General features: G+C 39.3%; 23 protein-coding genes. 17 read left to right on the top strand and 6 right to left on the bottom strand.

Going from position 1 to position 24,569, the window contains the following annotated elements; all coding sequences use genetic code 11:
• The 7 genes from DCM90_RS06905 (at position 1) to DCM90_RS06875 (ending at position 8,977) form a co-directional block, all read left to right on the top strand.
• A complete protein-coding gene (locus DCM90_RS06905; RefSeq protein WP_109250640.1) occupies positions 1-924 on the top strand; it encodes a capsular polysaccharide synthesis protein in 924 nt (307 codons plus the stop codon).
• Between the two features lie 18 nt (positions 925-942).
• Positions 943-2,361 (top strand): flippase, encoded by a 1,419-nt coding sequence (locus DCM90_RS06900; protein ID WP_109250639.1) that lies wholly within the window; start codon positions 943-945, stop codon positions 2,359-2,361.
• Between the two features lie 283 nt (positions 2,362-2,644).
• The gene (locus tag DCM90_RS06895; protein WP_109250638.1) at positions 2,645-3,826 is read left to right on the top strand and encodes a hypothetical protein; all 1,182 of its coding nucleotides are present in this window, start codon (positions 2,645-2,647) and stop codon (positions 3,824-3,826) included.
• Positions 3,819-4,451: a YveK family protein gene (locus tag DCM90_RS06890; protein ID WP_109250637.1), complete on the top strand. Its 633-nt coding sequence runs from the start codon at positions 3,819-3,821 to the stop codon at positions 4,449-4,451. The genes DCM90_RS06895 and DCM90_RS06890 overlap by 8 nt, the downstream gene beginning before the upstream one ends.
• A 1-nt stretch (position 4,452) precedes the next feature.
• Positions 4,453-5,667: a hypothetical protein gene (locus tag DCM90_RS06885; protein WP_109250636.1), complete on the top strand. Its 1,215-nt coding sequence runs from the start codon at positions 4,453-4,455 to the stop codon at positions 5,665-5,667.
• A gap of 42 nt (positions 5,668-5,709) precedes the next feature.
• Positions 5,710-6,528, top strand: a complete 819-nt coding sequence (locus tag DCM90_RS06880) for a hypothetical protein (RefSeq protein WP_109250635.1) — start codon at positions 5,710-5,712, stop codon at positions 6,526-6,528.
• Between the two features lie 118 nt (positions 6,529-6,646).
• On the top strand, positions 6,647-8,977 hold the full coding sequence (locus tag DCM90_RS06875; protein ID WP_109250634.1) for a hypothetical protein: 2,331 nt from the start codon (positions 6,647-6,649) through the stop codon (positions 8,975-8,977).
• A gap of 515 nt (positions 8,978-9,492) precedes the next feature.
• On the opposite strand, the gene DCM90_RS06870 is transcribed toward DCM90_RS06875, so the two are convergent.
• From DCM90_RS06870 to DCM90_RS06855, 4 genes are all read right to left on the bottom strand, one after another.
• The gene (locus DCM90_RS06870) at positions 9,493-9,939 is read right to left on the bottom strand and encodes a hypothetical protein (RefSeq protein ID WP_109250633.1); all 447 of its coding nucleotides are present in this window, start codon (positions 9,937-9,939) and stop codon (positions 9,493-9,495) included.
• A gap of 142 nt (positions 9,940-10,081) precedes the next feature.
• A complete protein-coding gene (gene rlmD, locus DCM90_RS06865) occupies positions 10,082-11,524 on the bottom strand; it encodes a 23S rRNA (uracil(1939)-C(5))-methyltransferase RlmD (protein ID WP_109250632.1) in 1,443 nt (480 codons plus the stop codon).
• Positions 11,525-11,565: 41 nt separating this feature from the next.
• Positions 11,566-12,630 carry a YdcF family protein gene (locus tag DCM90_RS06860; RefSeq protein ID WP_109250631.1) on the bottom strand — a complete coding sequence of 355 codons (1,065 nt, stop codon included), beginning with the start codon at positions 12,628-12,630 and terminating at the stop codon, positions 11,566-11,568.
• 283 nt (positions 12,631-12,913) lie between these two features.
• On the bottom strand, positions 12,914-13,183 hold the full coding sequence (locus tag DCM90_RS06855; protein ID WP_109250630.1) for a hypothetical protein: 270 nt from the start codon (positions 13,181-13,183) through the stop codon (positions 12,914-12,916).
• A gap of 200 nt (positions 13,184-13,383) precedes the next feature.
• Between DCM90_RS06855 and DCM90_RS06850 the strand changes: the two genes are divergently transcribed.
• The 10 genes from DCM90_RS06850 (at position 13,384) to DCM90_RS06805 (ending at position 22,437) form a co-directional block, all read left to right on the top strand.
• Positions 13,384-14,043 (top strand): ABC transporter ATP-binding protein, encoded by a 660-nt coding sequence (locus DCM90_RS06850; protein WP_165815243.1) that lies wholly within the window; start codon positions 13,384-13,386, stop codon positions 14,041-14,043.
• Positions 14,036-14,833 carry an ABC transporter permease gene (locus tag DCM90_RS06845; RefSeq protein ID WP_225365998.1) on the top strand — a complete coding sequence of 266 codons (798 nt, stop codon included), beginning with the start codon at positions 14,036-14,038 and terminating at the stop codon, positions 14,831-14,833. The genes DCM90_RS06850 and DCM90_RS06845 overlap by 8 nt, the downstream gene beginning before the upstream one ends.
• 80 nt (positions 14,834-14,913) lie before the next feature.
• On the top strand, positions 14,914-15,795 hold the full coding sequence (locus DCM90_RS06840) for an oxidoreductase (protein ID WP_109250627.1): 882 nt from the start codon (positions 14,914-14,916) through the stop codon (positions 15,793-15,795).
• Between the two features lie 205 nt (positions 15,796-16,000).
• Positions 16,001-16,807, top strand: coding sequence for a hydroxyethylthiazole kinase (gene thiM / locus DCM90_RS06835; RefSeq protein WP_109250626.1), 807 nt, complete (start codon positions 16,001-16,003; stop codon positions 16,805-16,807).
• 18 nt (positions 16,808-16,825) lie between these two features.
• Positions 16,826-17,647, top strand: a complete 822-nt coding sequence (thiD, locus tag DCM90_RS06830) for a bifunctional hydroxymethylpyrimidine kinase/phosphomethylpyrimidine kinase (protein WP_109250625.1) — start codon at positions 16,826-16,828, stop codon at positions 17,645-17,647.
• The gene (gene thiE, locus DCM90_RS06825) at positions 17,644-18,318 is read left to right on the top strand and encodes a thiamine phosphate synthase (protein WP_109250624.1); all 675 of its coding nucleotides are present in this window, start codon (positions 17,644-17,646) and stop codon (positions 18,316-18,318) included. The genes thiD and thiE overlap by 4 nt, the downstream gene beginning before the upstream one ends.
• A 338-nt stretch (positions 18,319-18,656) precedes the next feature.
• A complete protein-coding gene (locus DCM90_RS06820) occupies positions 18,657-19,304 on the top strand; it encodes a sugar transferase (protein WP_370738409.1) in 648 nt (215 codons plus the stop codon).
• Positions 19,305-20,084 (top strand): DUF4422 domain-containing protein, encoded by a 780-nt coding sequence (locus DCM90_RS06815; protein WP_109250623.1) that lies wholly within the window; start codon positions 19,305-19,307, stop codon positions 20,082-20,084.
• A 173-nt stretch (positions 20,085-20,257) separates the two neighbouring features.
• Entirely contained in the window at positions 20,258-21,376 is a 1,119-nt protein-coding gene (gene glf, locus DCM90_RS06810) for a UDP-galactopyranose mutase (protein ID WP_109250622.1), read from the top strand.
• 74 nt (positions 21,377-21,450) lie between these two features.
• A complete protein-coding gene (locus DCM90_RS06805; protein WP_109250621.1) occupies positions 21,451-22,437 on the top strand; it encodes an LCP family glycopolymer transferase in 987 nt (328 codons plus the stop codon).
• 75 nt (positions 22,438-22,512) lie between these two features.
• Here DCM90_RS06805 and DCM90_RS06800 read toward each other — a convergent pair whose 3' ends face one another.
• Both DCM90_RS06800 and DCM90_RS06795 read right to left on the bottom strand, forming a co-directional pair.
• On the bottom strand, positions 22,513-23,313 hold the full coding sequence (locus DCM90_RS06800) for a hypothetical protein (RefSeq protein WP_109250620.1): 801 nt from the start codon (positions 23,311-23,313) through the stop codon (positions 22,513-22,515).
• A gap of 11 nt (positions 23,314-23,324) precedes the next feature.
• Entirely contained in the window at positions 23,325-24,443 is a 1,119-nt protein-coding gene (locus DCM90_RS06795; RefSeq protein WP_109250619.1) for a hypothetical protein, read from the bottom strand.
• Positions 24,444-24,569: the final 126 nt, after the last annotated feature.

The following is a 24,569-nucleotide window of genomic DNA, read 5'->3' as shown; positions in this document are numbered from 1 at the left end:
TTGAATAAAAAAGCGATTTTAAAAAAATATTGGTATCAACATACATTGTTTAATTCATTGTTAACTATATTTCGGTTTGGTCATAGTCGTAAAGAGTTAGATCTTATGAATGAGCAAAATGCCTATATTTTAAAAAGTAAACTACAAAAAAAATATGGTTCCGTTGAAAATTATGAAAGAAAAGAACGTCTTAATGATACTAAACAATTATGTGAGCACCAAGTGATTTGGAGTTGTTGGTTGCAAGGAATGGAAAAGGCACCCAATCTTGTTAAGATGTGTCATAGTAGATTGCATCAATTACTAGATGATCAATTTGATGTTATTACACTTACAAATGATAACTATAAAGAATACGTTAACCTTCCAAATTATATAATTGAAAAGTATGAACGTGGAATTATTTCAGCTGCACATTTTTCGGATATTCTTAGAATAGAAGTACTTTCTGTTTATGGTGGAATCTGGGTTGATGCAACAGTTTATTTAAGTGACACTCAATTTATTCAACAACATAAGCAGGATCAACTTTTTTTCTATCAGGTATTACCCCCAGCAAGAAGTGCTAAAGTATTATGGATGTCAAGCTGGTTTATAATTGCAAACAAAAACTCGAGTATTATAAATAAGACGCGGAGTATGTTATATAAATATTGGAAAAGTAACGATTTTCTAATTGATTACTTTTTATTTCACTATTGTTTTATTATCGCTTGTGAATTTAATTCTGATGAATATAATTCAGTGGTTAAGTATGATAATGCAGATCCTCATCTTTTACAGTTTGAACTGGGTACAACATACAATGAGCAGCGTATATCTAATATTTTTAGGCAGAGTGATGTTCATAAATTGACCTATAAAAATATAAATAATGAAAACGAAGAAACAGTTTTAGCCCATTTATTAAAAAATAATCTTTAAAAGTAGGGAATGAGACACATGCAAGTAGTAAAAAATTATCTGTATAATGCATTTTATCAGATTTTTATTCTAATAGTGCCTCTTGTAACTACTACTTATTTAGCCCGAGTGATTGGACCAACGGGTGTTGGAATTAATTCATATACAAATTCGATTATTCAATATTTTATATTATTTGGCAGCATGGGAGTTAATTTATATGGTAACCGACAAATTGCTTTTGTAAGGGATAATGAAGAAGAACTAACGGCTACCTTTTATGAAATCTTTTTTATGAAGTTAATAACTGTCTTAATTGCATATTTAGCTTTCTTACTTTTTTTATGGTTAATTGGGAGTTACCGTATATACTATCTTGCTCAATCAGTCTCACTCATTGCTGCAGCGTTTGATATTTCCTGGTTTTTTATGGGTGTAGAAAATTTTGGTGTAACGGTTTTTCGGAATTTCTTAGTTAAAATTGTGACACTTATTAGCATCTTTACTTTTGTAAAGTCATATAGTGATCTAGCTGTTTATATATTAATTTTATCCTTATCTTTGCTAGTCGGTAATTTATCATTATTTCCAAATTTGCATCGATACATTGGTAAATTTAATATCCAAGATCTTCATCCCTTTAAGCATGCACTTCCAGCCCTATCTTTATTTATTCCCCAGGTAGCTACACAAATATATTTAGTTGTGAATAAAACGATGCTGGGTGCAATGACATCCGTAGTTGCATCTGGATATTTTGATCAATCAGATAAAATCATAAAGATGGTCTTAGCAATTGTAACTGCAACTGGGACGGTAATGCTACCTCATGTTGCAAATGCCTTTATGAAAGGTGAAAAAGAAAAAACAAAACAATATTTATATAAAAGTTTTTCTTTCGTTTCAATGTTAGCCATACCGTTAATGTTGGGATTAATTGTCATTGCAGATGAGTTTGTACCATTATTTTTCACTAATAAATTTCTGGAAGTAAGTAACCTGTTGAAAGTTGAGGCCATTGTTATTGTTCTTATTGCATGGAGCAATGCAATTGGTACCCAATATCTACTACCTACGAATCAGACAAAAGATTATACTCGCTCGGTTGTGTGTGGGGCGGTAGTAAACATACTTGCTAATATTCCGTTGATTATAATGTGGGGTGCTTTAGGATCAGCAATTGCCACAGTTCTTTCAGAACTTACAGTTACAATTTATCAGTTTTTAGTTGTTAGAAATCAGCTTGATTTTGGAAAACTATTCCATGACGTGCAAAAATACTTAGTTGCAGGAATAGCTATGGTTGGAGGAATTTTGGTGTTAATACAACGCCTTCCTAGTTCATGGTTATATCTCGGAATAGAAATTCTAGTTGGAATTTTAATTTATTTTATTTTTTTAATCATTCTGCGTGTAGATATATTTAATTCTGCAAAAAAAATATTAAAGAAACTATAGCAAGTTGTGTTCTAAGGTAACTCGTTATCCAAGGTGTAGGGATAACGAGTTATTTAGTTTTAAATGAGATTATGTTGGAGTTATGAATAGAATATTAAGGTTGGCTAATTTAGATGAGATTACCTTGAAATGATAATCTACTTACGATAATGTTAGTTAGGATTATTTTTCAGACTTAATTTTTATTGCTAATTATGTTATACATAAAATTACATTTATAGTTAATGATATTAAAAATAGAACACTGAAATTTATAGTTTGAATATTTAGGGGAAAACTGAGAATGAAAAAAAAAGAAAATGTGTTACGAACCAAACCCAAAAGGCTAAAGATTGTTATCTTTAGCATACTTTTAATACTTGGATCTTTTACATTATATGGATTTTTAATTGGGGATGCACAAGATTCTACGGTGACTATTAGGCAAATTGATGAAGATGGAACGTTAATAAAAACTCCAACAACACTCGTAGGACGTTTTTTACAAAAATTCAGTTTTGATACAACGATTTCAGGGTACTCACCAGTTACACATCAAGAATTAACGATGCGCTACCCCAGAATGAATAAGAAAATGACAAAGGTATACCGTCCAAAAATGACGTACCAAGATATCCAAAAGAGATTATCCGATAGTAAGTTCTTAGGTAGCTATTATGATGTTTTGTCTTCTCAACCAGTAAATGGTGTGCAATTTGATGACACTGACACAAAATATAATCGTATGAGGATTATCACTAGTAATGATGGAAAAACATGGAATAAACTGAATATTAATTATCCTAATGTTCCTGTGCGTGATGATACATTATTATGGACAGGAAAAAAGTTATTTATTTATACTACATATGGCATGTTTTCAACATCTAACTATAAAGATTGGAAAGGAAATGTGTATAGAAATGAAAAACTTTGGGACTCCTTTAAGTCAGTTTGGGCACCGAATGTAATTGACTCCGCTAGTGGTAAAAATTATTTAGTTGTGACGGGAAATGCAAAAAAACAAAGAACAAGAAAGACTTATATTGCGCCCATTAATAAAAGTACTGGAAAAATAAGTGCTGTTCCAACTCGGTTAACCATTGAAAATGGCCCCACAAATGTACAATCTAGTTATGTGAGCTTAGTTGGCCAAACATATTATCTTGTTTTATTAACAACCAAAGGCCATGTCGAATTATTTAAAAGCAATGATTTAATGGGTTCATTTCAAAAAGATGATGAAATAAAATTAACCTCGAAGAAATGGACTTATAGGTCACCGCAGTTATTAAGTGTAAATGGTCAAAAAAGGTTGTACTATACCTTGATTCGCCAACGTGATGGTGCATCTTTGGGTATGCGATATAGGGTTATCAATAATCATCAGATTGGACAACAGAAAAAAGTTTCCAATAATTTTTTAACGCAAAACTTTAATCTAAGGACAAATAATGAAGCAAAAGGAATGAGCCATATTGATTAAAATAGATTTATCGAAAAAAATAAAGCTTATTCGTCAATGGTGGTTATTTGTTATGATGTGTGGTGTACTGGGAGCCCTAATTGGTGCGGGACTAAACTTTTGGATGGTAAAAACAACTTATATGTCTACCATGCAAATGAATATTTACCACCCGCGAGATGAATTTAAAAGTTCTAATGCTTTTCAAAAACAGAAACAACAAGATATTAAGAATATACGTGATTACGGTATCATGATACATTCACCAGGCTTATTGAAAAAGGTTAAAAAAGAAAGCTTATATAACGGACAAAAAGTTAATTTAATTAACTTGTCTCAATCTTTAACTTATAGTATCAAACCCAATACAACAAAGATCAACGTATCTGCAGTATCTACTTCAATCCCAGTGGCCCAAACATCTGTTAAGGCACTTGCTAAACAGCTGATGTACACATTAAAGATGGCAGACAGTAGCTTACAAATTTCTGTTAGATATGGTCGTCATTATAGTTCACCAACAATTAAACATGGAAAGCTGAGTACAATTGCATATAGCACTTTTACGGGGCTAACAATGGGCATTTGTTATGTTATTTTAATGGAATTAGATGTTTTTTCTATACGGTTTAAGAGGGGGCATTAAAGTGCGTAAAATGTTAAATTTAAGTGATACTGGTAATGTTTTTTCGCCGCAAAATGGAAGAATATTATTTTGGATTGCATTCTGCAGTTACGTATTTTTAAGATCTCTTCAAACAACTATGTTTAGTGGATTAATTCCACATATTGTTAGCCCAACTATATCATTGCTAGTTGTAATTTGTATTATAAGCAAAGTCGTGATTTTTGATGAGTTTACTTATCGCCAACTACTTGTTGTTGTATTGTTACTATTTATTACGCTAATTGCATCTAGGACGTCTCAAGTACATAGTATTATCTATGTGGTTTTGCTAATTGTTGGGAGCTTTGGTATCGAATTTCGTAGTATTGTTAAAATATATTTTTGGTTGACGATTATGGTTATTTCAATAGCTGGTATGGGGGCTCTGTTCCATCTGATTCCGAATTATATTATTCATACTACAAAAGGAACTCGATATGCATTTGGTTTTGATTATACGACAGACTTTGCTGCTCACTTATTTTATTTGAGTACGGCTTACATATATTTACGATCATTAAAGATTAATTTGCTTGACTGCTTCTTACTGGTTGGTGTCACATTTTTCATTCAAGTGTTTACACTGACAACAACGGATACTCTAGCTATGATGTTATTATTTGTGGTGGTTGTGATATATCTGAATCAAAATAAAATCAGACGCCATTTTAATTGGTTGACACGGCTATTATCTTTTTCGTATATAAGTACATTTGCATTTGCTGGAGTAATTATAGTGTTAACTTTTTTTTATAATCCATCTAGACGATTTATGGTTCATCTAAATGATATTTTGAGTGGCCGTTTAGGACTAGGACATAATGCGTGGCTGGCCAATGGAGTGTCATTATGGGGACAGCCAATTTCCATGAACGGGTGGGGAGGCGCGCGAAATGACGCAATTCATGGCGTTTTAGAAACCCTTACCTATTTTTATATTGATTCTGCATATATATATGCAATTTTAGTCTATGGTTTTATAATGTTTGTTGTTTTAACATTTGGTTTTTCAGGTAAGATGTATGAACGAATTAATAATCATGATCTGTTATTTGCATTAATAGTTATGGTTATTACATTTAGTGCCATGAGTGATCTACATTTTTTAGATGTTTCCTATAATGTCTTTCTTTTTAGTTTCTTTGCATATTTTTCTAATAAGGTTACGCCAATAACAAAAGTTGAAGAATTATGATTGTTATATGTCGGCTTAGACAAGATAAGGTGATGTCTTTATATGCTAAAGGTAATTAGTAATGCAATTTGGCAGTTTCTAACTAAACCTCTTATTGATAAACCAAGGTTAAATCATCAAACCTCCCAATCCAACAATGACGATGTTTTGTTAGAAACTAAAAATGGGATAAATGAATTTATTTTTGTTAGTCGAAGTGATAAATTTCATTCGAAAAAGAGAAAAAGAAATAAACAGTATAAACGCTGGGTTTTTATGATTGTATTTTTCTTATGTATTATAGTTGGTTCAGTGATTGGTTTTTATCGTTACTCTATAAATATGAATATTACGGATACTCAGCATTTAATTCAGCGAATGTACACCAAAGATAACAGTGATATAACCGCTTATGCCAATGAAAAAAACTTAAATAAATTGAGAACTAGAATAAATAATATGCCAAATAATCGGGCAACTCTGAAAGTGAAAAAAGAGTATACGACTCTTAATAGTATGGTCAACATCACTACACAATATCAAGAATTATTAAATAAAAAGGGAAGATTAGGTCAAACCGTCACTCAGAGAAAACTAAATGATATTTTAAAGCAATTAAGCTCTCAGAAAGTATCAGGCAAACATGATTTTATACTGAAGTATGAAGATAAAATTATAAAAGATAAAAAAATTATCAAACACGCAAATGAAATGCATGATTTGCTACATACCGAGATCAATGAACAAAATTTGAGCTTTATAACAGCAGACCAAATTAATGCGTGGAAAGAATTACTAATCTACAGTAATAAGTCGCAACTAGAACATGATGACAAAATAAAATTGGAAAATCTGCAGGATAGATTAAGTGGAATAGCATAATAGAATAAATATAGTAATGCAATTGATTCAATATTTTGGAAAAGACCAATATTTTAAAATTGGTCTTTTCTTTGTACTAAATCGTAAAAAATTATATTTAAGGTGGTGAAAAGTAAAAATGTTTTTTTCTAAAAAGAAGTATTTTTATCTAGGAGTAGTTTTATTTATTCTCATTGTGTTAATAGTTTCTTTTAAGTTTTCAGGGAAAGGAATAAAACAAAATTATCTAGATACTACATTAGAAATTACTAGTAAACAGGAAATGAAACTTTCTAGTAGCGACCGACAAAAAATTAAAGGGCGGGAAAATAAATACAATAAAACTTTGAAAAATTATCATTTAGCTAAGAGAATTAATGTAAAAAATAATCATGTATGGTTAATGAAGTATGCACAAAAAGGGCATGCAAATAAATATATATATTGGGTTGACACAAACGAGCCGACTGAAATACATATGACAAACAAAGAAAATAAACTGATAAACCTGTGGGTTAGGCCACAACCTCAAATTATTTCAGATAATCAGAAAATTAATATTTCACCACAAGTAATAAAAGTAAACTTTCGCCATGGTTTTGAGGAGGATTCTTCAGCAACTTTAAAAAAGTTAATTAATAGTATTGATCCTAATCGACCAACTACGATTTTATTTAATAAGGGTACATATATTCTAAGCAATAAAATTTTCTTGCACTCTAATTTATCATTGAAAGGTCTTTCACGAAATGAAACGATCCTCGGTGTTAAGGTCGGGAGTCAACCGCTAAATTTTATTTTTCCATCTGCTGTTAACGGAAAAAACGGTGGGATAAAAAATATTACATTCTCAAAATTAAGGTTGGTTGGGGCTATTGGCATGAATAGAAACCAGTCAGATTTTAGAGTGGTTCAAGCTTCGCAATTACCAAAATCGTTGGGTAATAATGAGTCAGCTGTGCACTTACAAGCTAATCATGCTGATGTTCAAAATCGTATTATTGGCATGGCATTTAATAAAATTAATCTCAGTAGTACCACAACTTACACTATACGTGTTAAGTACTTAATTCCACGAAACAGTGCTGCTACTCAATCGCTAATTATTCAACATGGAAATGGACGAAACGATCCATGGATTAATAAAAAATTTTCTATCCAAAATGATGGAAATTGGCATACAGCTAAGTGGAAAATTCGGGGAACTAATGATACTAATATTTACGTTGGACTAAATGGGTTGTTGAATAGAAACATTGAAGGCTATATTGGAGAGGTATCTATTAAAGATGCAGCCGGATCTGAAGTTATGCCAAGTGGTGGAAAAATACAATCAAATAGTAATTTTTATCCTTGGTATAACGGAGCAAATGGGCCAGCTTCGGCATCTATTTCCCTAAGCGTCTTACATGCCCAAAACGTTAAGTTGTATGATTTAACCTGTTCAATGGTGCAACCAATTAACGGTCATTTTATAGATATTGATGGGTCACAGAATGTGGCGTTAAATCATATCTTATTTTTAGGAAATAATCCAGTTGGACGATTAGGTGATTTAAATAAAGAGTTAATTCAAGTAGATTATGCTATGAAGTGGGCACTAAGTTATCAGTGGTCACCAAATGAAATAGATCAAAATGTTTATGATAATTTAGCGTCCAACAATATTTCAGTTAGTAATTCTCAATTCAAACCCATATATAATAGCCACCATGAAATATATGGGTTTAGTGGCTTGCCTATTGGGGAACATACAATAAATGATCAACAATTAATTCATGATGTTAAGTTCATGAACAATGTTATTGTAGACCCCATTCCACAAAATAACATTGGGGTTTGGAATTATTCTAATAACTCTATTATTCATTTTGAAGGTATAAATAATTTAAAAATTAAAAATAATATTTTTCGACAATCTAATAGTGATGAAAGCGTAACTAGTCAGCATTGGATTTCGGTTTTTAAACCATCTACAAGCTTGACGTCTGACTTTAAAAATATTGTCATATCAAATAATAAATTTATTAATACAGCATCAAAATCCTCGTTAATTGATGTTAACGACAATGAATTAATGAATCATACAAAGTTAGGGGCACCATTACTGACTAACGGGAAAATCATTGATAATGAACTAGATTTAAATAAGAGTATGGATGCCTATAATATTTTATCTAGAATAGATAAAGATCAGTGGAAGTTCATAAATAATGACAGAAAAAATAAAATGATAACAAGAAAAAACTTTATAAAAGTAACAGCGCTAATTCAAATTCAAAAACCAAATGGAGTGGTTGCCAAGCAGTATGGTGCAGACACGTACTTTGTAACTGATTTAAATGACCTGGTTGATCAAGCGATCAAACGTTTACCAACGAAGGTACAGACTAAAATCAAAAGTGAAGGAAAAATGCATATTTCCACTAATCAAGACGGTATTCAGATTATATTTACTAGCTCTAAGTAAACACATGAAATAGGTACATTGAAATTTAAGCTTGATGATTATTGTTGTTGGTGTGAGGATCTGGTTTCACTGCTTTTCTCACTTCAACTATCCGGCTACTGATATTGATATTATTGATGAAACACTTAAAGACCAGCCTAAAACTAAATACCGCTTATCAGTTATTATACCGGTTAACGGTCACGGTGCAGCTTAATGACCAAGAATAAATATAATATTGCATATTTTGTTTTAAAAGAAATAACTAGGTAACTTGACCATATTGAATACGTGGATCATACTTTGAAATTCAAGCACTCCAACGGGAATCCATATGAACAAGAAAAAACTAAACTAGGCTACGTATGGCTTCAGTAACTATCGTCTATAAGTTGTTAGTCATGTTCAATTATATAATTAATGCAAAAGGAGACCTTCAATCACTTAGTGATTGAAGGTCTCCGATGTTTTACCCACAACTATTAATAAAGTACATGAATTTTAAAGGGATGTTTTTGCGTGCACCTATTTTGTGTTTACAAGTAATGGGCTTCTTCTAGTAATTTCTTTGATCGATCATCCGCCGGCACGTAGCCTTTATTGAACGAATGTTTAAAGTACATCATATTATATAGGAAACCCCATAGCAGACCAAATACAATGGATGCAATCCCAGTTTCCCAGGCGATTAGCTGCTGTTGGTTAAGGGTCATGAGGGCAATCATCGTTGCGCCCACTTGGACCCCAATCATACAAAACATGTTATACCAATCGGCCCGGAAAATAGCGGGTGCAAATGGGACGAGAAATAGGGCGGAGATTAAGCTGGTCCAACTAAAGCCAACCTTGGCAATTCGCATGTTACCGTCGGATTTATTAACGATGGTTGCGTAATTGGGTGGGATTGGTAAACCATTGGGACCAGAACCGTTATTTTGATTATTGGGGTCTTGGTTGTTCCAATTCCCAAATGGATCTTGCATGTGAACGCCAACTTTCTAATAAAATACTTTATCTTAATTAGTCTACCACGTTTGAAATTTTAGAGCGAGTGACTCATCATTCCCGGTTAGTTTATGGCAAAGAATCCCTCATCGATTATGATCAGGGATTCTTTCGCTATTTTTAACGTTTGGTAAACTTGACCACTGCTTCGCACCGTGCGGTTTGGGGCATCATGTCGACGGATTGAATGTAGTCAACCCGGTAGACGTCAGTGAGCTTAACTAAGTCGCGGGCTAACGTTGAAGGGTTGCAGGAAATATAAGTGAATTTATCTGGAGCGGCGGCTAGAATAGTTTCGATTAGGTTGTCATCTAATCCGGTTCGGGGTGGATCGACCACAATGGCGTCCGGCCGAAAACCGTCAAAAATCCACTTTGGCAATAGTTCCTCGGCGGTCCCAACTTCATAGTGGGCGTTTTGAATGCCATTGAGTTTGGCATTGGCATTGGCATCTGAGACTGCCTCTGGTGTCACATCCATTCCCCGGACTTCGTTCACCTGACGGGCGAACGATAGTCCAATGGTGCCAACTCCGGAGTAAGCATCCACGACGTTGTCAGTCGTGGAAAGCTCCAGTGCTTTGGCGGCTTCGTGGTATAACACTTCGGTTTGAGAGGGGTTAAGCTGGAGAAAAGCCCGGGCCGAGAGGTTAAAGGCTAAGCCGTCTAGTTCTTCGACAATTGTTTCGGCCCCCGCCAGGGGAACGGTTTCATCGCCCCAGACTAAGCTCGTTTCACCAGGGTTAACGTTTTGCATCACGGAGGTTACTTCGGGCAGCTCCGTTGCAATTCGGGCTAATAGCTCCCGCTTTTTAGGCAGTTTTTTAGAGTTGGTAATGAAGACTAGCTGGCAGTCATCAGTGTTAGCGGCCGCCCGCACCACCAGGGTTTTAATAATTCCAGATTTTTCTTCTTCGTTGTAGATCGGAACTTCTAGGTCCTGCAGCATTGCAACGATCTGGCGCATAACGGTCATGGTAATGGGCATCTGAACGGAGCAGGTCGCCATATCGACTAGGCGGTGACTGTTGCGTTCGTACATCCCGGCCCTTACTTGACCATCAAGTTTACGGACCTGAAACTGGGCCTTATTTCGGTATTCATACGGATTTTCCATTCCTAAGGTTGGCCGAAGCTCATAGTGTTCGTAGCCGCGGGGACGATATTTTTCTAGCGATTGCTTGACCACATCGCGTTTGAACCGTAGCTGAGCGGGGTAGCTCATGTGTTCCAGCTCAAATCCGCCCACTTCATCAGCGTAGGCGTCCCGGGGCTCCACCCGATCGGGACTGGTTTTCCGAAGCTTATGAATTTTTCCGCGCAGAAAATTCTTCGCAATGTCCGTTACTTCGACTACGGCTACTTCATTTGGAAGCAGTCCGGGAACAAACATGGTTTTGTGCTTGTAATAGCCAATTCCCTCGCCGTTAATTCCGAGTCGTTTGATGGTTAGGGGAAACCGTTGGCCAACTTCGACCTGGACGTCTTCTTGCTGTTTTTGGGGACGCTCACGGCGGGAATATCGGCCGTGAGATTGATTTTTTTGTTGATAATGGTTTGCCATACTTTGCCTCAATTCTTTAAGTTCTTGGCTATTATACCAGACTAATTAGCCTGCGCCCATGCTAATCCAGCAGCGAGCAAGGCGAAAAAGAGAATGGCTAAAAAATGCCACCGTCTATTTTCCATAAAGATAGCGATGTATTCGCGAATAACCGCATCGGGAATGAAAAACCATGACGTTCTTGCACCAATGCCATCGGCGCGGAGGCCGACTTGGCGGGCCAAGCGACCAGCTCGGTAGGTATGATAATTATTGGAAACAAAAATGACGTTCGGGGCGTCAATCCCGCTCTGATCGATTAATGCCTTTGAATTTTGCATGTTAGCAGCGGTATTTTTCGAAGCTGTTTCAGCGATTCCGTCGGCCGCCGGTAACCCGTGTTGTTCGGCGTAGTTGAGCATGGCTTGACCTTCGGGGATGGTTTCATCGCCCCCCTGGCCGCCGGAAAAGATCATGGTGGGGTGCTTTCCCGTTTTATCAACCTGTTTACGGTAAAAGGCCAACCCGCGCTGAATTCGTTGGGCAAGGAGCGGTGTCACTTGGTTACCGTTCATTAGGCCAGCCCCGAGCACAATGATAAAGTCCTGATTCAGCTTGGGACGGTTAAATTGGTACAGAATAGCAACGGTTAAATAGTTGTAGAACCAAAATAGGACGTAGACTAAGACCAAATCGGAAAAATCAGCGAGAAAAATACCTAAAGTAGTCGGTAAAATGTGGGTTAAGGCGTGCATGATTAAAGGGGTGATTAAGATGGCGAACCCGATTATGAGGGTGAGGGTATTAGCCAGAGTGTGGCTTTCACGCCGCCACATTAAGATCCCGTTCCAGATGAGTAAAAAGGCCTGAATCGAAAAGAGCAGTAAAATAATGAAGAATAAACCAAAAAAGATGAGGAGGGATAAATTAATAAACCATGTCACTTGGGTGCCGATGATGGTCAGGGCTAGACAAAATAGCAGGGAGTAAAAGAACAGGTTAAACCACAGACCGTCACTCAACTTAACCTTAGTGTGCCGGTAACGAAAGAAAAAAATTGCAAAGGCCGCAATTGGAATAATCCAGGCGTAATAAAGTTCTGGCGAAAAGTAGTAAGCAGAATTCATGTGAAGCTCCCCCTTTAGAATAGTTTTACTTTAAGAGTAGCATAATCCCAATAAAAAAGGGTTTGAAATACTAGGTCCGCTTCGCTCAGAAAACATAAATCCGCAGCTTCGCCCGAAGCCCCTCATCCAAAGTACGGATGCCTTCGTGCCGGTAGTTACGTGACATTTGTCAAGCCAAATTAAAATAGGGACCATCCCAAAACACGCGCAAAAGGCGTTCGTATTACGGGATGGTCCCTATTTTGCCAGGCTTAAACGAATAATGTCGCAGCCTTGTTTTGATTTAATTTAGTGCCAGGTTAGCATCATCGTTGTCGATCATCCACCCGGAGTTAACCAGGGCATGACCAATTTTGGTAATGGGCACCCAAATTTCGTTTTTAGCGATATCCTTTAATGTTTGCCAAAACAAATGATCTTGCTTGGATTTCTTGGGGATTGTGACGGTGACAAGCTGTTGATCTTCAGTTATCGCCGTAAGTTCAGTCTTATTAACGGTTACTAAGCGAACCGAAATAATGTCGTCTGCGTGCTTTGTATCATCGATTAACAATGGAGTCACCTCGTTTTTATATTCAAATCTATCATAGCGAATAGATATTATGGATTCCCGAAGAAAATGTTACGAAAGTATGATTATTTGTCCGGGCCTGGTGGCAGAAAAAATGAGCGGAATACTTTGTTTACCCACCAATAACACGTACAATATGGATAGTCCTTTGTAATGATTCTAATTGAGTTTTGGAGGGAAAGATGATGAGCCTAATTGATTTAGAAAACGTCGGCTTTCAAGCTGACGGCCAAACGATACTGAAGGATATCAGCTTTAGCGTAGAAGAGCAAGAAATTGTCACGATTACTGGAGCATCGGGAAGTGGGAAGTCAACCCTGGTCCGGATTTTATCAACGTTACAGTCCCGAACATCTGGGACCATCACCTATAAGGGAAAGTCGATTGATGACTACGATCCCATTCAATACCGGCGGGAAGTTTCGTATTGTTTTCAGCAACCCTCGTTATTTGGGGATACGGTAAAGGATAACCTGCAGTTCCCCTACGACATCCGGAATCAGGCCTTCGATGTCAAACGGGCGCAGGAGGCATTGACCGCGGTCGATTTGAACTCGAACTACTTAGACAAAGCGATTACTGAATTATCTGGCGGAGAACGGCAACGGGTAGCGATGTTACGTAACGTCATGTTTTACCCGCAGGTCCTGATTATGGATGAAGTTACCGCCGGCTTGGATGAAGATAATAAACAAATTATTCATAAAATGATGACTCGGTTTAACCAGAACGACCATATTACGTTAATTATCATTACACATGATCAAGATGAAATGGACCATGCCAAACGGTTGATTACCATTGAGAACGGTCAGTTAAAGGGGGATGAACGTCGTGAATAGTAGCAGCCTACAGATTTCAAATACGTCATTAATTTTGGCAGCGGGGCTAGTCCTCATTGCGTTATACATTGGCTACCGAGAGAAATTAGGCATCGACCGCGATATGATCATCGGCGTTCTTCGTGCCATTGTCCAACTGTACATTGTGGGGTACCTATTAAAGTACGTCATTAAGGTGGACAATATTTTCTTAACCGTTGTGCTGATGTTAATCATTATTTTTAATGCGGGTTACAATGCGATGAAACGGAGCCAGGGAATTCCCAATACCCTGTGGATATCCATTGGCGCCATATTCATTAGTACGGGTGTGACGGTAGGTGCAATGGTTCTAACCCACGCACTAAAGTTCATTCCAGCCCAGATGATTCCCATTACTGGGATGATGGCTTCCCAATCCATGGTAGCGATTGGACTTTGCTACCGCAATTTGAATACTAACTTCCACGATGAACGGCAGCAGGTGCTCGAAAAGCTTTCGTTGGGCGGTAACATTAAACAGTCTTCCATGCATATTCTGCGGGAAAGCATAAAAACGGGGATGCAGCCAACCGTTGATTCAACTAAGACCATGGGAATTGTAACCCTTCCCGGAATGATGAGCGGGTTGATTTTTGCGGGGATTGATCCCGTCTATGCCATTGAATACCAGATTATGATTACCTTTATGCTGCTTGCCGCTACGAGTCTCGGCTCCGTGATGGCGGTGTACTGGTCATATAAAGGGTTCTATAACCGGGAAGACCAGTTAGTCCTGCCCACCTCAGCACCTAAGAAAAAGCACCATTAATTAATCGTGGCTACGGGTGAATCGTGATATGATTAAGTTGGTTTTGTAAGACCTTACATGAACGATTTGGAGGGATTTTTATGGCACAACGTAAAGTAGCATTGGTAACGGGGGCTTCAAGCGGAATTGGATATGCAATTGCAAAGGGCCTCCACCGAAATGGGTTTACGGTATACGCTGCGGCCCGGCACGTTGACCGGATGAATCGATTGGATGATATCGGAATCAATACCCTATATTTGGATGTCACCAACCAGGAAAGTGCAGAAGCGGCCGTTAAAACCATTACGGATCGGGAAGGCCGGTTAGATGTTCTTGTCAATAACGCGGGTTATGGTCAGATGGGTGCCGTTGAGGACGTTTCACTGGCTGACGGGCAAAAACAGTTTGATACGAATCTGTTTGCCGTGGCTCGGATGATTAAGCTAGTGCTGCCCATCATGCGGTCACAAAACTCGGGCCGAATCATTAATATGTCATCGGTGGCCGGCCGGGTTCCGGCGCCCATGTCTGCCTGGTACGTTAGTTCCAAGTATGCCCTAGAAGGCATGAGTGACACGTTGCGACAGGAGCTGGAGCCATTCGGAATTCCGGTCATTCTAATTGAGCCCGGATTTATTAAAAGCAGCTGGAGCCAAATTGCGACCGACTCCTTAAGGGCAACATCTGGTAATGGTCCGTATGCAGACATGGCTCAGCGGGCCGCCGCCTTTTTTGGGGCTGCGGAAGATTTTGCTTCTCAACCTCGCGTGATTGCCCGTCTGGTAGATATGGCGGCAGTCGCTAGAAGGCCTAAGACGCGTTATCATGCGGGTTATGGGAGTAACTTAGTGACCCTCCGTAAGTTTATTCCGGATAAGGTATTGGATAAGCTTACGAAAGAGGCGGTCGACCTGGCCCAAAAGGCTGCGGAAGATGGGGCGACCGTGGGGGAAGTGAACGTTGCGGCAGACCATGATTAATAAGGAATTTAATTAAAAAGCTGAATTTGACCACCCCATAAAAATCGGGTATCCTTGACCTATTAATAGTGCGGCAAGGCGGAATGCTTGTCCGCTACTAACGCATCGTTTAATTGGTTTATATCTAGGTAAGGTCAACGCACGCCGTTAGTCACACGTAGAGCGTGACTAACGGCGTGTCTCTGTTTAGGGGGATCAATTCAAAATGAAAATCGAATTATTAGAAGAACTACGGGAACAAAACCCAGTGATTTTTAACATTTCCAACTTTGTAACGGTTCAGGACGTTGCAAACGGGATTAATGCCATTGGGGCAAGCCCGATTATGTCCGAAGAGGTTTTAGAAGCCGAGGAAATGGTCAAGATGGCGGGTGCTGTTTGCCTTAACTTTGGTGCTTTTACGCAGCCCCAAATTAATCAAATTCGGACGGTCGGGAAGCTGGCCAATGAGTTTCATAAGCCCTTGATCTTGGATCCGGTTGCTGTTGGCGCCGTCAAGTTTCGGCAGGAAACGATTTTTGGCCTGTTATCGGATTTTCATCCGGATATTATTCGGGGTAACGCCGGTGAAATCGCGGCCCTAGCCGAACTTGAATGGAATGCTAAGGGAATCGATGCTGGAGATGGTACCGGCGACCTAACCGAAATTGCGGTGGCCTGTGCCAGAAAATGGCACTGCATTGTGATGCTTTCGGGGACCATCGACTACGTGACGGACGGCCAAACGGTTGTCCGCATTGAAAATGGGACGCCACTCTTTCAACTCCACGTAGGTTCAGGCGATATGGTGTCCAGTATTGTGGCAGCGTTTGCGGCTGTCTCAGCTGACAACTTGTTTGAAGCAGCCCAAACCGGGGGCCTCGTCTTTGCGGCTACCGGTGAATTAGTGGCTAACCATTTGTTAGACGAAGATGCAGATCACTTGCGGCCCGGAACCTTTGCGGTGGAGTTAATGGACATGCTGCATAACGTTACCGTGGCGGACGTTGAAGCCGTTGCTGAATTTGACTAGAAGGCGGGGCGATTCTAAATGATAAATGATTTTCCGCAAACCCTAACGATTGCAGGTACGGATAGCGGCGGCGGTGCTGGAGTCATGGCCGATATCAAGACCATGCAGGAGCGGCACGTCTTTAGTACGGCCGTCATTATTGCGGTCACCGCGCAAAACACCCTTGGGGTTCAAGACTTTATGGCCCTACCGGAGAAGCTGGTCAACGAGCAGTTTAGTTCGGTAGCGGATGATTTTGAGATTAAGGCATGTAAAACGGGGATGCTAGCCGACAGCGCCCACGTTATGATGGCCGTCAACAATCTGAAAAAGTATCATTTTGGCTATCTGACCGTTGATCCCGTCATGATTGCAAAGGGCGGGGCACCCCTATTAGCTGAGGATGCCATTCAAACGGTTCGAGATGAATTACTGCCGTTGGCAACGGTGCTCACACCGAATCTGCCAGAAGCCGAGAAATTAGCCGATATGACCATTCAAACGGATGATGATATGATTACTGCTGCCAAGAAGCTGCAGCAATTAGGTGCAAAGAACGTGATCGTGAAGGGGGGCCACGAGGCTGACCCAGACAAAGCCAGCGATTTTGTCTTACTAGAGGGCGGCAAAAACTTTTGGCTGACCTCGCCCCGAGTGGATACCAAACGGACACACGGTACGGGAGATACGTTATCATCCTGCATTACGGCGGAATTGGCCAAGGGGGCCGACGTTGAGACAGCGATTCGGACGGGGAAGGCTTTTGTTGAAGCGGCCATTAAAAATACGATTCAAGTGGGTCACGGTCACGGCCCGCTTAACCACTGGGCTTATCTACAGGAGGGGGCGGACGCACAATGAGTTTAATTTTCCACCCCAATATGCTACGCGCCTACTTTATTTGTGGGACGCAAGACGTTCCTGATTATCAATTAGATGCGATCGTGTCAGAAGCCATTAAGGCTGGAATCACGGCGTTTCAATATCGGGATAAGGGCAACAGCCGGTTATCCAGCGAGCAACGGTTGGATTTAGGCCAAACGCTCCGGGAGAAATGTCGGGCCGTTGGTATTCCGTTTATTGTTGATGACGATATTGAACTCGCAAAGGCGCTCGATGCCGATGGGATTCACGTGGGCCAATCCGATCAGCGGGTTGAGCAGGTCATTGCCGAGGTTGGCGACCGCATGTTTGTGGGCCTATCCTGCTCCACACTCGCCGAAGTTGATCAGGCTAACCTACTTGATGGGATTGCTTACTTAGGCAGCGGTCCGGTATTTCCAACGCAGTCGAAGGCTGACGCAGACCCAGTAATTGGGCTGGATGGGTTAACCGACTTAGTGGACGACTCTAAGGTGCCCATTGTGGCCATTGGTGGGATTACTGAAGCAAACCTGAAGCAGGTTGCCCAGACTGGAGCTGCCGGGGTTTCAGTGATTTCAATGCTCACCCAGAGTTCCGATATGGATCAAACGGTTCAGCGAATGTTAGCTGCGTTTCCAGAAGATGAAAGTTATAAGTTAAGTGAATAAATGTGTCAATAACTAGGCAACGCTAAGAATTCGATTTCAAGTTAATTTTGAAATCGAATTCTTTTTTGCGTGCTTGTTTTTTTCATTACAAATGTGTAACATTATTTTATGAAAGTCTTAATGTACCAACGGTTGTTAATCATCTTGTTAATTTATGGTCGTAACTATTACCCGATGAAATAGATAATTATGGTAAAATACTTGGGTAGTACATTTTGAAATTAATGGTTAACCAAATATAATGCAATATGAATTTTAGGTATTTTTAAAGAGATAGCGGTTATGTTGATTTAGGGATGTTGAGGAAGATAAAAAATTATTAATAGGGGGGGACTTTTTTGGTAGATGAATTTAAAATGAATAAGGATAAAAGCTTCTATAATGGTGCAAAAAGATGCGTAGATATATTTTTTTCAACTTTTGCGTTAATTTGTTTAAGTCCGGTTTTCTTGGCTGTTAGTATTGCGTACAGTATTAGTAAGGAAGATCACGGATCTATTTTCTATCAGCAAACGAGGATGGGACTTCACGGGCAAACCTTTAAAATCCTGAAGTTTCGGTCAATGGTTGTCGATGCGGATAAAAAATTAGAGGCAAATCCGGTTTTGTATCAAAAGTATATTCGCAATAACTTTAAGTTGCCGGCTGATGAAGATCCCCGGATTACTAAGTTGGGAAAGTGGCTGCGAAAAACTTCATTAGATGAAATTCCACAATTTATTAATATCCTCAGGGGTGAGATGTCGCTTGTGGGGCCTCGTCCCGTTGTGGCTGATGAATTAAAGCAATATGATGATGTTGAAAAGCTGTTATCTGTAAAACCGGGAGCAATGGGACTTTGGCAAGCACGCGGCCGGAGTGAAATTGGTTATCCAGAACGGGCCAACATTGAAATGGAATATGTTGACAATCGGGGCCTATTCTTCGATTTTAAGGTTATTATCATGAATTTAATTAATATTTTCATTCAGCGGGGAGCTTATTAAATGAATGCGAAAATCCTCGTAGCAGCCCATAAGAACGTTAAAATGCCCGTAAATAATCCAATTTATACCCCCGTTTTTGTTGGGGCTGCCCTTCATCCTAATTTGACAACGGATTTTCAACGTGATGATGAGGGCGATAATATTTCCGTGAAGAACCCCAACTTTAATGAATTAACTGCTATATATTGGGCTTGGAAAAATGTGGATGCAGATGTAATTGGGTTAGTGCACTATCGACGTTACTTTAGTACCTCAAGAATGCGTTCCTTAAATAACGTGTTAAATGAAGACGAACTACAGAAGCTGCTTAGTCAGGCTCCCATTATCTTGCCTAAGAAACGGCACTATTACATTGAAACTAATTATTCACATTATATCCACGCTCACCGGCAGGAACCGTTAGATGAAATTAGGCTGATCCTACAAGATCAGTATCCAGAATATGTCCCTGCCTATGATCAGGTCATGAAGCGAACAACGGCGCATATGTTTAATATGTTCATCATGCAGCAGGCCTACTTTCGGGAGTATTGTGAGTGGTTATTTGGGGTCTTGAACTTACTTGAAGATCGGTTAGATACCAGCCTATATAGCCAGCAAGATGCTAGAGTTTACGGGTATATTTCCGAACTGATGATGGATGTATGGCTGCAGACCCGTGGATACACCTATGTTGAAACAAATTGGATTCAATTAGGTAAGCGGCAAACGGTTAAAAAGATGGTGGCCTTCTTACAACGGAAGTTTAGCCAAAAAAAGGAAATTCAAACGCATTTTTAGAGTTATCATTAAGCGAACAGTGGGTAGTGTCATTCCTGATATTAGTAAAGGAATGACTTTTTTTATAATTAATAAAAGTTATTAACCATTATTCTATTTAATAATAAGTGATCGGTTGATAAATAGAAACAGATATGGATGATAAGTTAACCAGAAGGTAAGGAGAAATAGAAATGAACTATTTAGTTGTTGGGTCCGGATTATTCGGGGCGACCTTTGCTTATGAAGCAGCTAAGCGGGGCCACCATGTCACGGTTATTGAAAAACGCGACCACGTTGCGGGGAACATCTATACCAAGGAAGTTGATGGCATTCAGGTTCACGAATACGGGGCCCATATTTTCCATACGAGTAATAAACCCGTGTGGGATTACGTGCATCAGTTCGCTGACTTTAACCGGTACACTAATACGCCAATTGCTAATTATAACGGCGAAATTTACAATATGCCGTTCAATATGAATACCTTCAATAAGCTTTGGGGCGTTGTGACTCCTGAAGAAGCCAAGGCTAAGATTGAAGAACAAAAGGCGTCCGTTAACTTGGGGGACAAAGAACCCCAAAACGTGGAGGAACAAGCGTTATCCCTAGTTGGACCAGACGTTTACAATAAATTGGTGAAGGGCTACACAGAAAAACAGTGGGGACGTAAGGCAACGGAACTACCAGCCTTTATTATTCGGCGGCTCCCCGTTCGGTTTACGTATAATAATAACTATTTTAACGATCCCTACCAAGGAATCCCAATGGGCGGTTACACTCAAATCGTGGAGAAGATGTTAGACAGCGATTTAATCGACGTTCAATTAAACACGGACTTCTTTGATCATAAAGAAACCTACTTAAAGGATTACGACAAGGTTGTCTTTACCGGAATGATTGATCAGTTCTTTGACTACCAACTTGGTGAATTAGAGTACCGGAGCCTCCATTTTGAAACGGAAGAAATGGACGTTGACAATTACCAAGGGAACGCCGTGGTGAACTATACAGACGCCGAGACCCCATACACCCGGGTGATTGAACATAAGCACTTTGAGTTTGGCAAGGGCGACAAGAATAAAACTATTGTGACACGTGAATACCCTAAGGATTGGCACCGGGGGGATGAACCTTACTACCCCGTGAATAACCAAGAAAATAACGGGTTATACGCTCAATATAAGGAACTTGCTGAAAAGCAGGCGGAGAACGTGATTTTTGGCGGCCGGTTAGGTCAGTATAAGTACTACAACATGGATCAAGTCATTGCAGCGGCTTTAGAGACGGTGACCACTGAGTTTAAGAATTAAAGATTTGTGTAAGCTATCAACCTTTTCACTTGTAAAATGGTAAAATAACAGTCAAGGGAAAATGGAGGTTAGCTATGAAACGATCTGATATGAGTCAAAAGCCATCACATAAGTTAAGAAATACGATCTTAACAATTTTACTTGTTTTAATTGTAGGGGGGGGAGCATTTGCCGCCTACAAAGTACATAATGTTAAAAAAGCCATTGATACGAGTTACCGCAGTGCCGGAATTTCTAAGTCGCGGGATGCGGACGGTCAAATTAAAGCCAAAAAGCCGGTTTCCATCTTAATCATGGGGACCGATACCGGGGCGTTAGGCCGGGATTATAAGGGCCGGACGGATACCATGATGCTGGTTACGATGAATCCATCTAAGAATAAAACGACCATCACCAGTATTCCCCGGGATACTGCCGTTAATATTCCAGGGTACGCCAGTGAATCACCTGCTAAAATCAATGCGGCATATGCCTTTGGGAGTGCCGGGACGGCCATTAAGACAACCCAGCAGCTGTTGAACGTTCCGATTGATTTTTACGCCATTATGAACATGGGCGGAATGGAAAAGGTGATCAATGCCGTGGGCGGGATTGACTTAACCCCAACCATCAGCTTTAAGTATGAGGGATACACCTTTACCAAGGGTGAAGAAACTCATATGGACGGTAAAAAGGCCTTAGCTTACTCCCGGATGCGTTATGATGACCCTCAGGGGGATTACGGCCGCCAAACGCGTCAGCGACAAGTCATTACGACTGTGATTGGACAATCGGGATCCATTAATAACTTGTTGAACGAAGACTTCCTCGATTCAGTTTCTAAACAAATGCAAACCGATTTAACGTTTAGTGACTTAACCGGATTGGCACAGAACTACCGGTCCGCAAAGAAAAATGTAGAACAAACTCACTTGCAGGGGACGGGCCACGAGATTAACTACCAGTCTATGGAAGTTATGTCACAGTCTGAACTACAGCGTGTAACAAACTTAAACCGGGAAAACTTAGGCTTATCACAGGCTGATACGGGAACAATTGCGGTATCAGCATCGGGAAACTAAAGTGGTTAAATAAGCACCTCTATCCTTAGGGTAGAGGTGCTTATTTAAGCTAAACCTAAAAGGGTGATATCATTTTTAGTCATTAACACCTGTAATGCCTAGAATGCTTATTAAGCTAGTATCCAGAGCAGCATAGGCTTCTTGTTGAGTAGTTTCTAACGGTTTATAGTTTAGACCACCAATTATTTGTGAATTATTTCTTTCCACATGATATCTTTGATTTGCTCGGTCTAATGTTAGATTCATTTCGGCAACGTTTACTGCACTGTTGTTATTGCTTAAATTGACTACGTCAATGGAAATTTCTGTGCTCTTTGTTAAATCAACGTATTTAATGCCACCATTTCCTAAGTAGGTATAGGAAACTTCCAACTTATTAAACATCATTGTACCGGTTGTAGTTCCAATAGGTGAATCAATCAATGAACTTACGGGGATATATGAACCAACTGCGGAAATATTGCCCGACCATAACGGTGATTTTTGTGCTATTGTACGCCAATAGGTAACTGTTGGAACTTTTCGATCTTGCCCATAATTATTATACATATGCAGCCTATCGACATATTCCTCGCACGCTAATATAATTTTATTGCCGTGCGTATCATAGTAAACGTCGACTGCTAATGCAGATGTATATGGGTTCGTTTGTGTGTTGTCTGTCCAAATATTATACCAGCCGTATCCAAAATAATGACCTGGCTGTAGCGTGAGAATGTCCTTTGGTGAAGACCCCGTATCCGTTCTAGTCATGGTCTCTAATCCGGAAATAAAACCTGAAGTTGCCGAATCTGCTGTTGCATGAACTGCAGAACCAAAATTACCAATATGTTCATCTACTTTTTCGTTGAGTTCATCAAGTGTTAAGTCAGCCATAAGAATACCCCCTAATATTTAAAACTTCTGTCTGTCGCTATGCCAAAACCAACTAGGTTAACTAAACGGGATGAAGTATCAATCGATATTGTAGTTAAACCAGGTAACCCAGATTGGCTATTTGGAAAACCATGTTGTAATTGAATGTTTTTGAAGGTTCCTAAGTCAGCAATGGCTTCTTTATGCGTGTGACCACTAAACACACCGATAAAAGACCGATTTCCCTGTTTGCTAAAGTCTATATTAAGCTTAACTCCCCAGCCAACGCCATAAAGCTCGTTGCGTCTTGTAACGGGAAGCGGATCTAACCAATCATGAATGCTTTTGTCAGACTTATTTATAGAAACGCTTTGGCCGGTGATAAAACCATTAAGTAATTCCCTTAGGACATCAAAATTAATCATTCGTGAACCAGTATCATTCCATTGATAATCTAGCCCGTCACTAAACCACAATGGACAATGGGTGACAATAAGCGTAGTGTAATCTGATGGTACCCCCATTAATGCTTTGTATGAAAGCCAAAACAATGTTTTATTTGTAAGACCATGCCATACCCACCTGGGATATAAAACATGACCATTTCTATCTAAGGTAGTAGGTGGCTCCTCTGTATCCAAGGCTATTAAACGTATTTTATAGGCATCAAAATCTTTGTAGAAGGATAAACTATCGTTATCATAATGAGTAGAAGGTTCCTGGGGAATATTAGCACGAAACCAGCTTTCATCTATGACATCGGAAATACTAGTGCTTGTCGCATTTCCTTTTAAGATGCCTATCGGTGATAAGTCATCATGATTGCCAATTATTGCGCTACGATAACTTTTATTTTTACCAGTAAACCACTTGCGCAAAATATATTGATTTTGTGCCATTCCGCTACGTTGATTATCAATCACGCCATTAATATTATCTCCATTTAAGTGAAGAACATCAGTAAATCCATCTAGTACGTCAATAAACTGCTGCATGTAGGAATCTGATAAGCGTCCTGTAGTATAATTGCTATTCATCTCAGCAAAGTATGTATCCCTTATATCGTAGTGTCCATCTGTAAAAACTGAAATATTAAACTTGCTGTTATCAAGTTTATTTTTATATGTATCCAGCTCATCATGTATATCCATGATAATCCTCCAATCCGTTAATGGTTAAAAGAAAGCGGTTTCTATAGATACTATAACATATATTGCTTCTATAAATTATCGTAAATTAATAGTTAATACAAAAAAGGCCATACAATCCAGTTAGGA

Source organism: Levilactobacillus bambusae (genome assembly GCF_003124125.1).
GTDB classification, from domain to species: domain Bacteria; phylum Bacillota; class Bacilli; order Lactobacillales; family Lactobacillaceae; genus Levilactobacillus; species Levilactobacillus bambusae.
The sequence above is the reverse complement of the archived record's forward strand: the minus strand, read 5'-3'. Positions and strand labels throughout refer to the sequence as shown.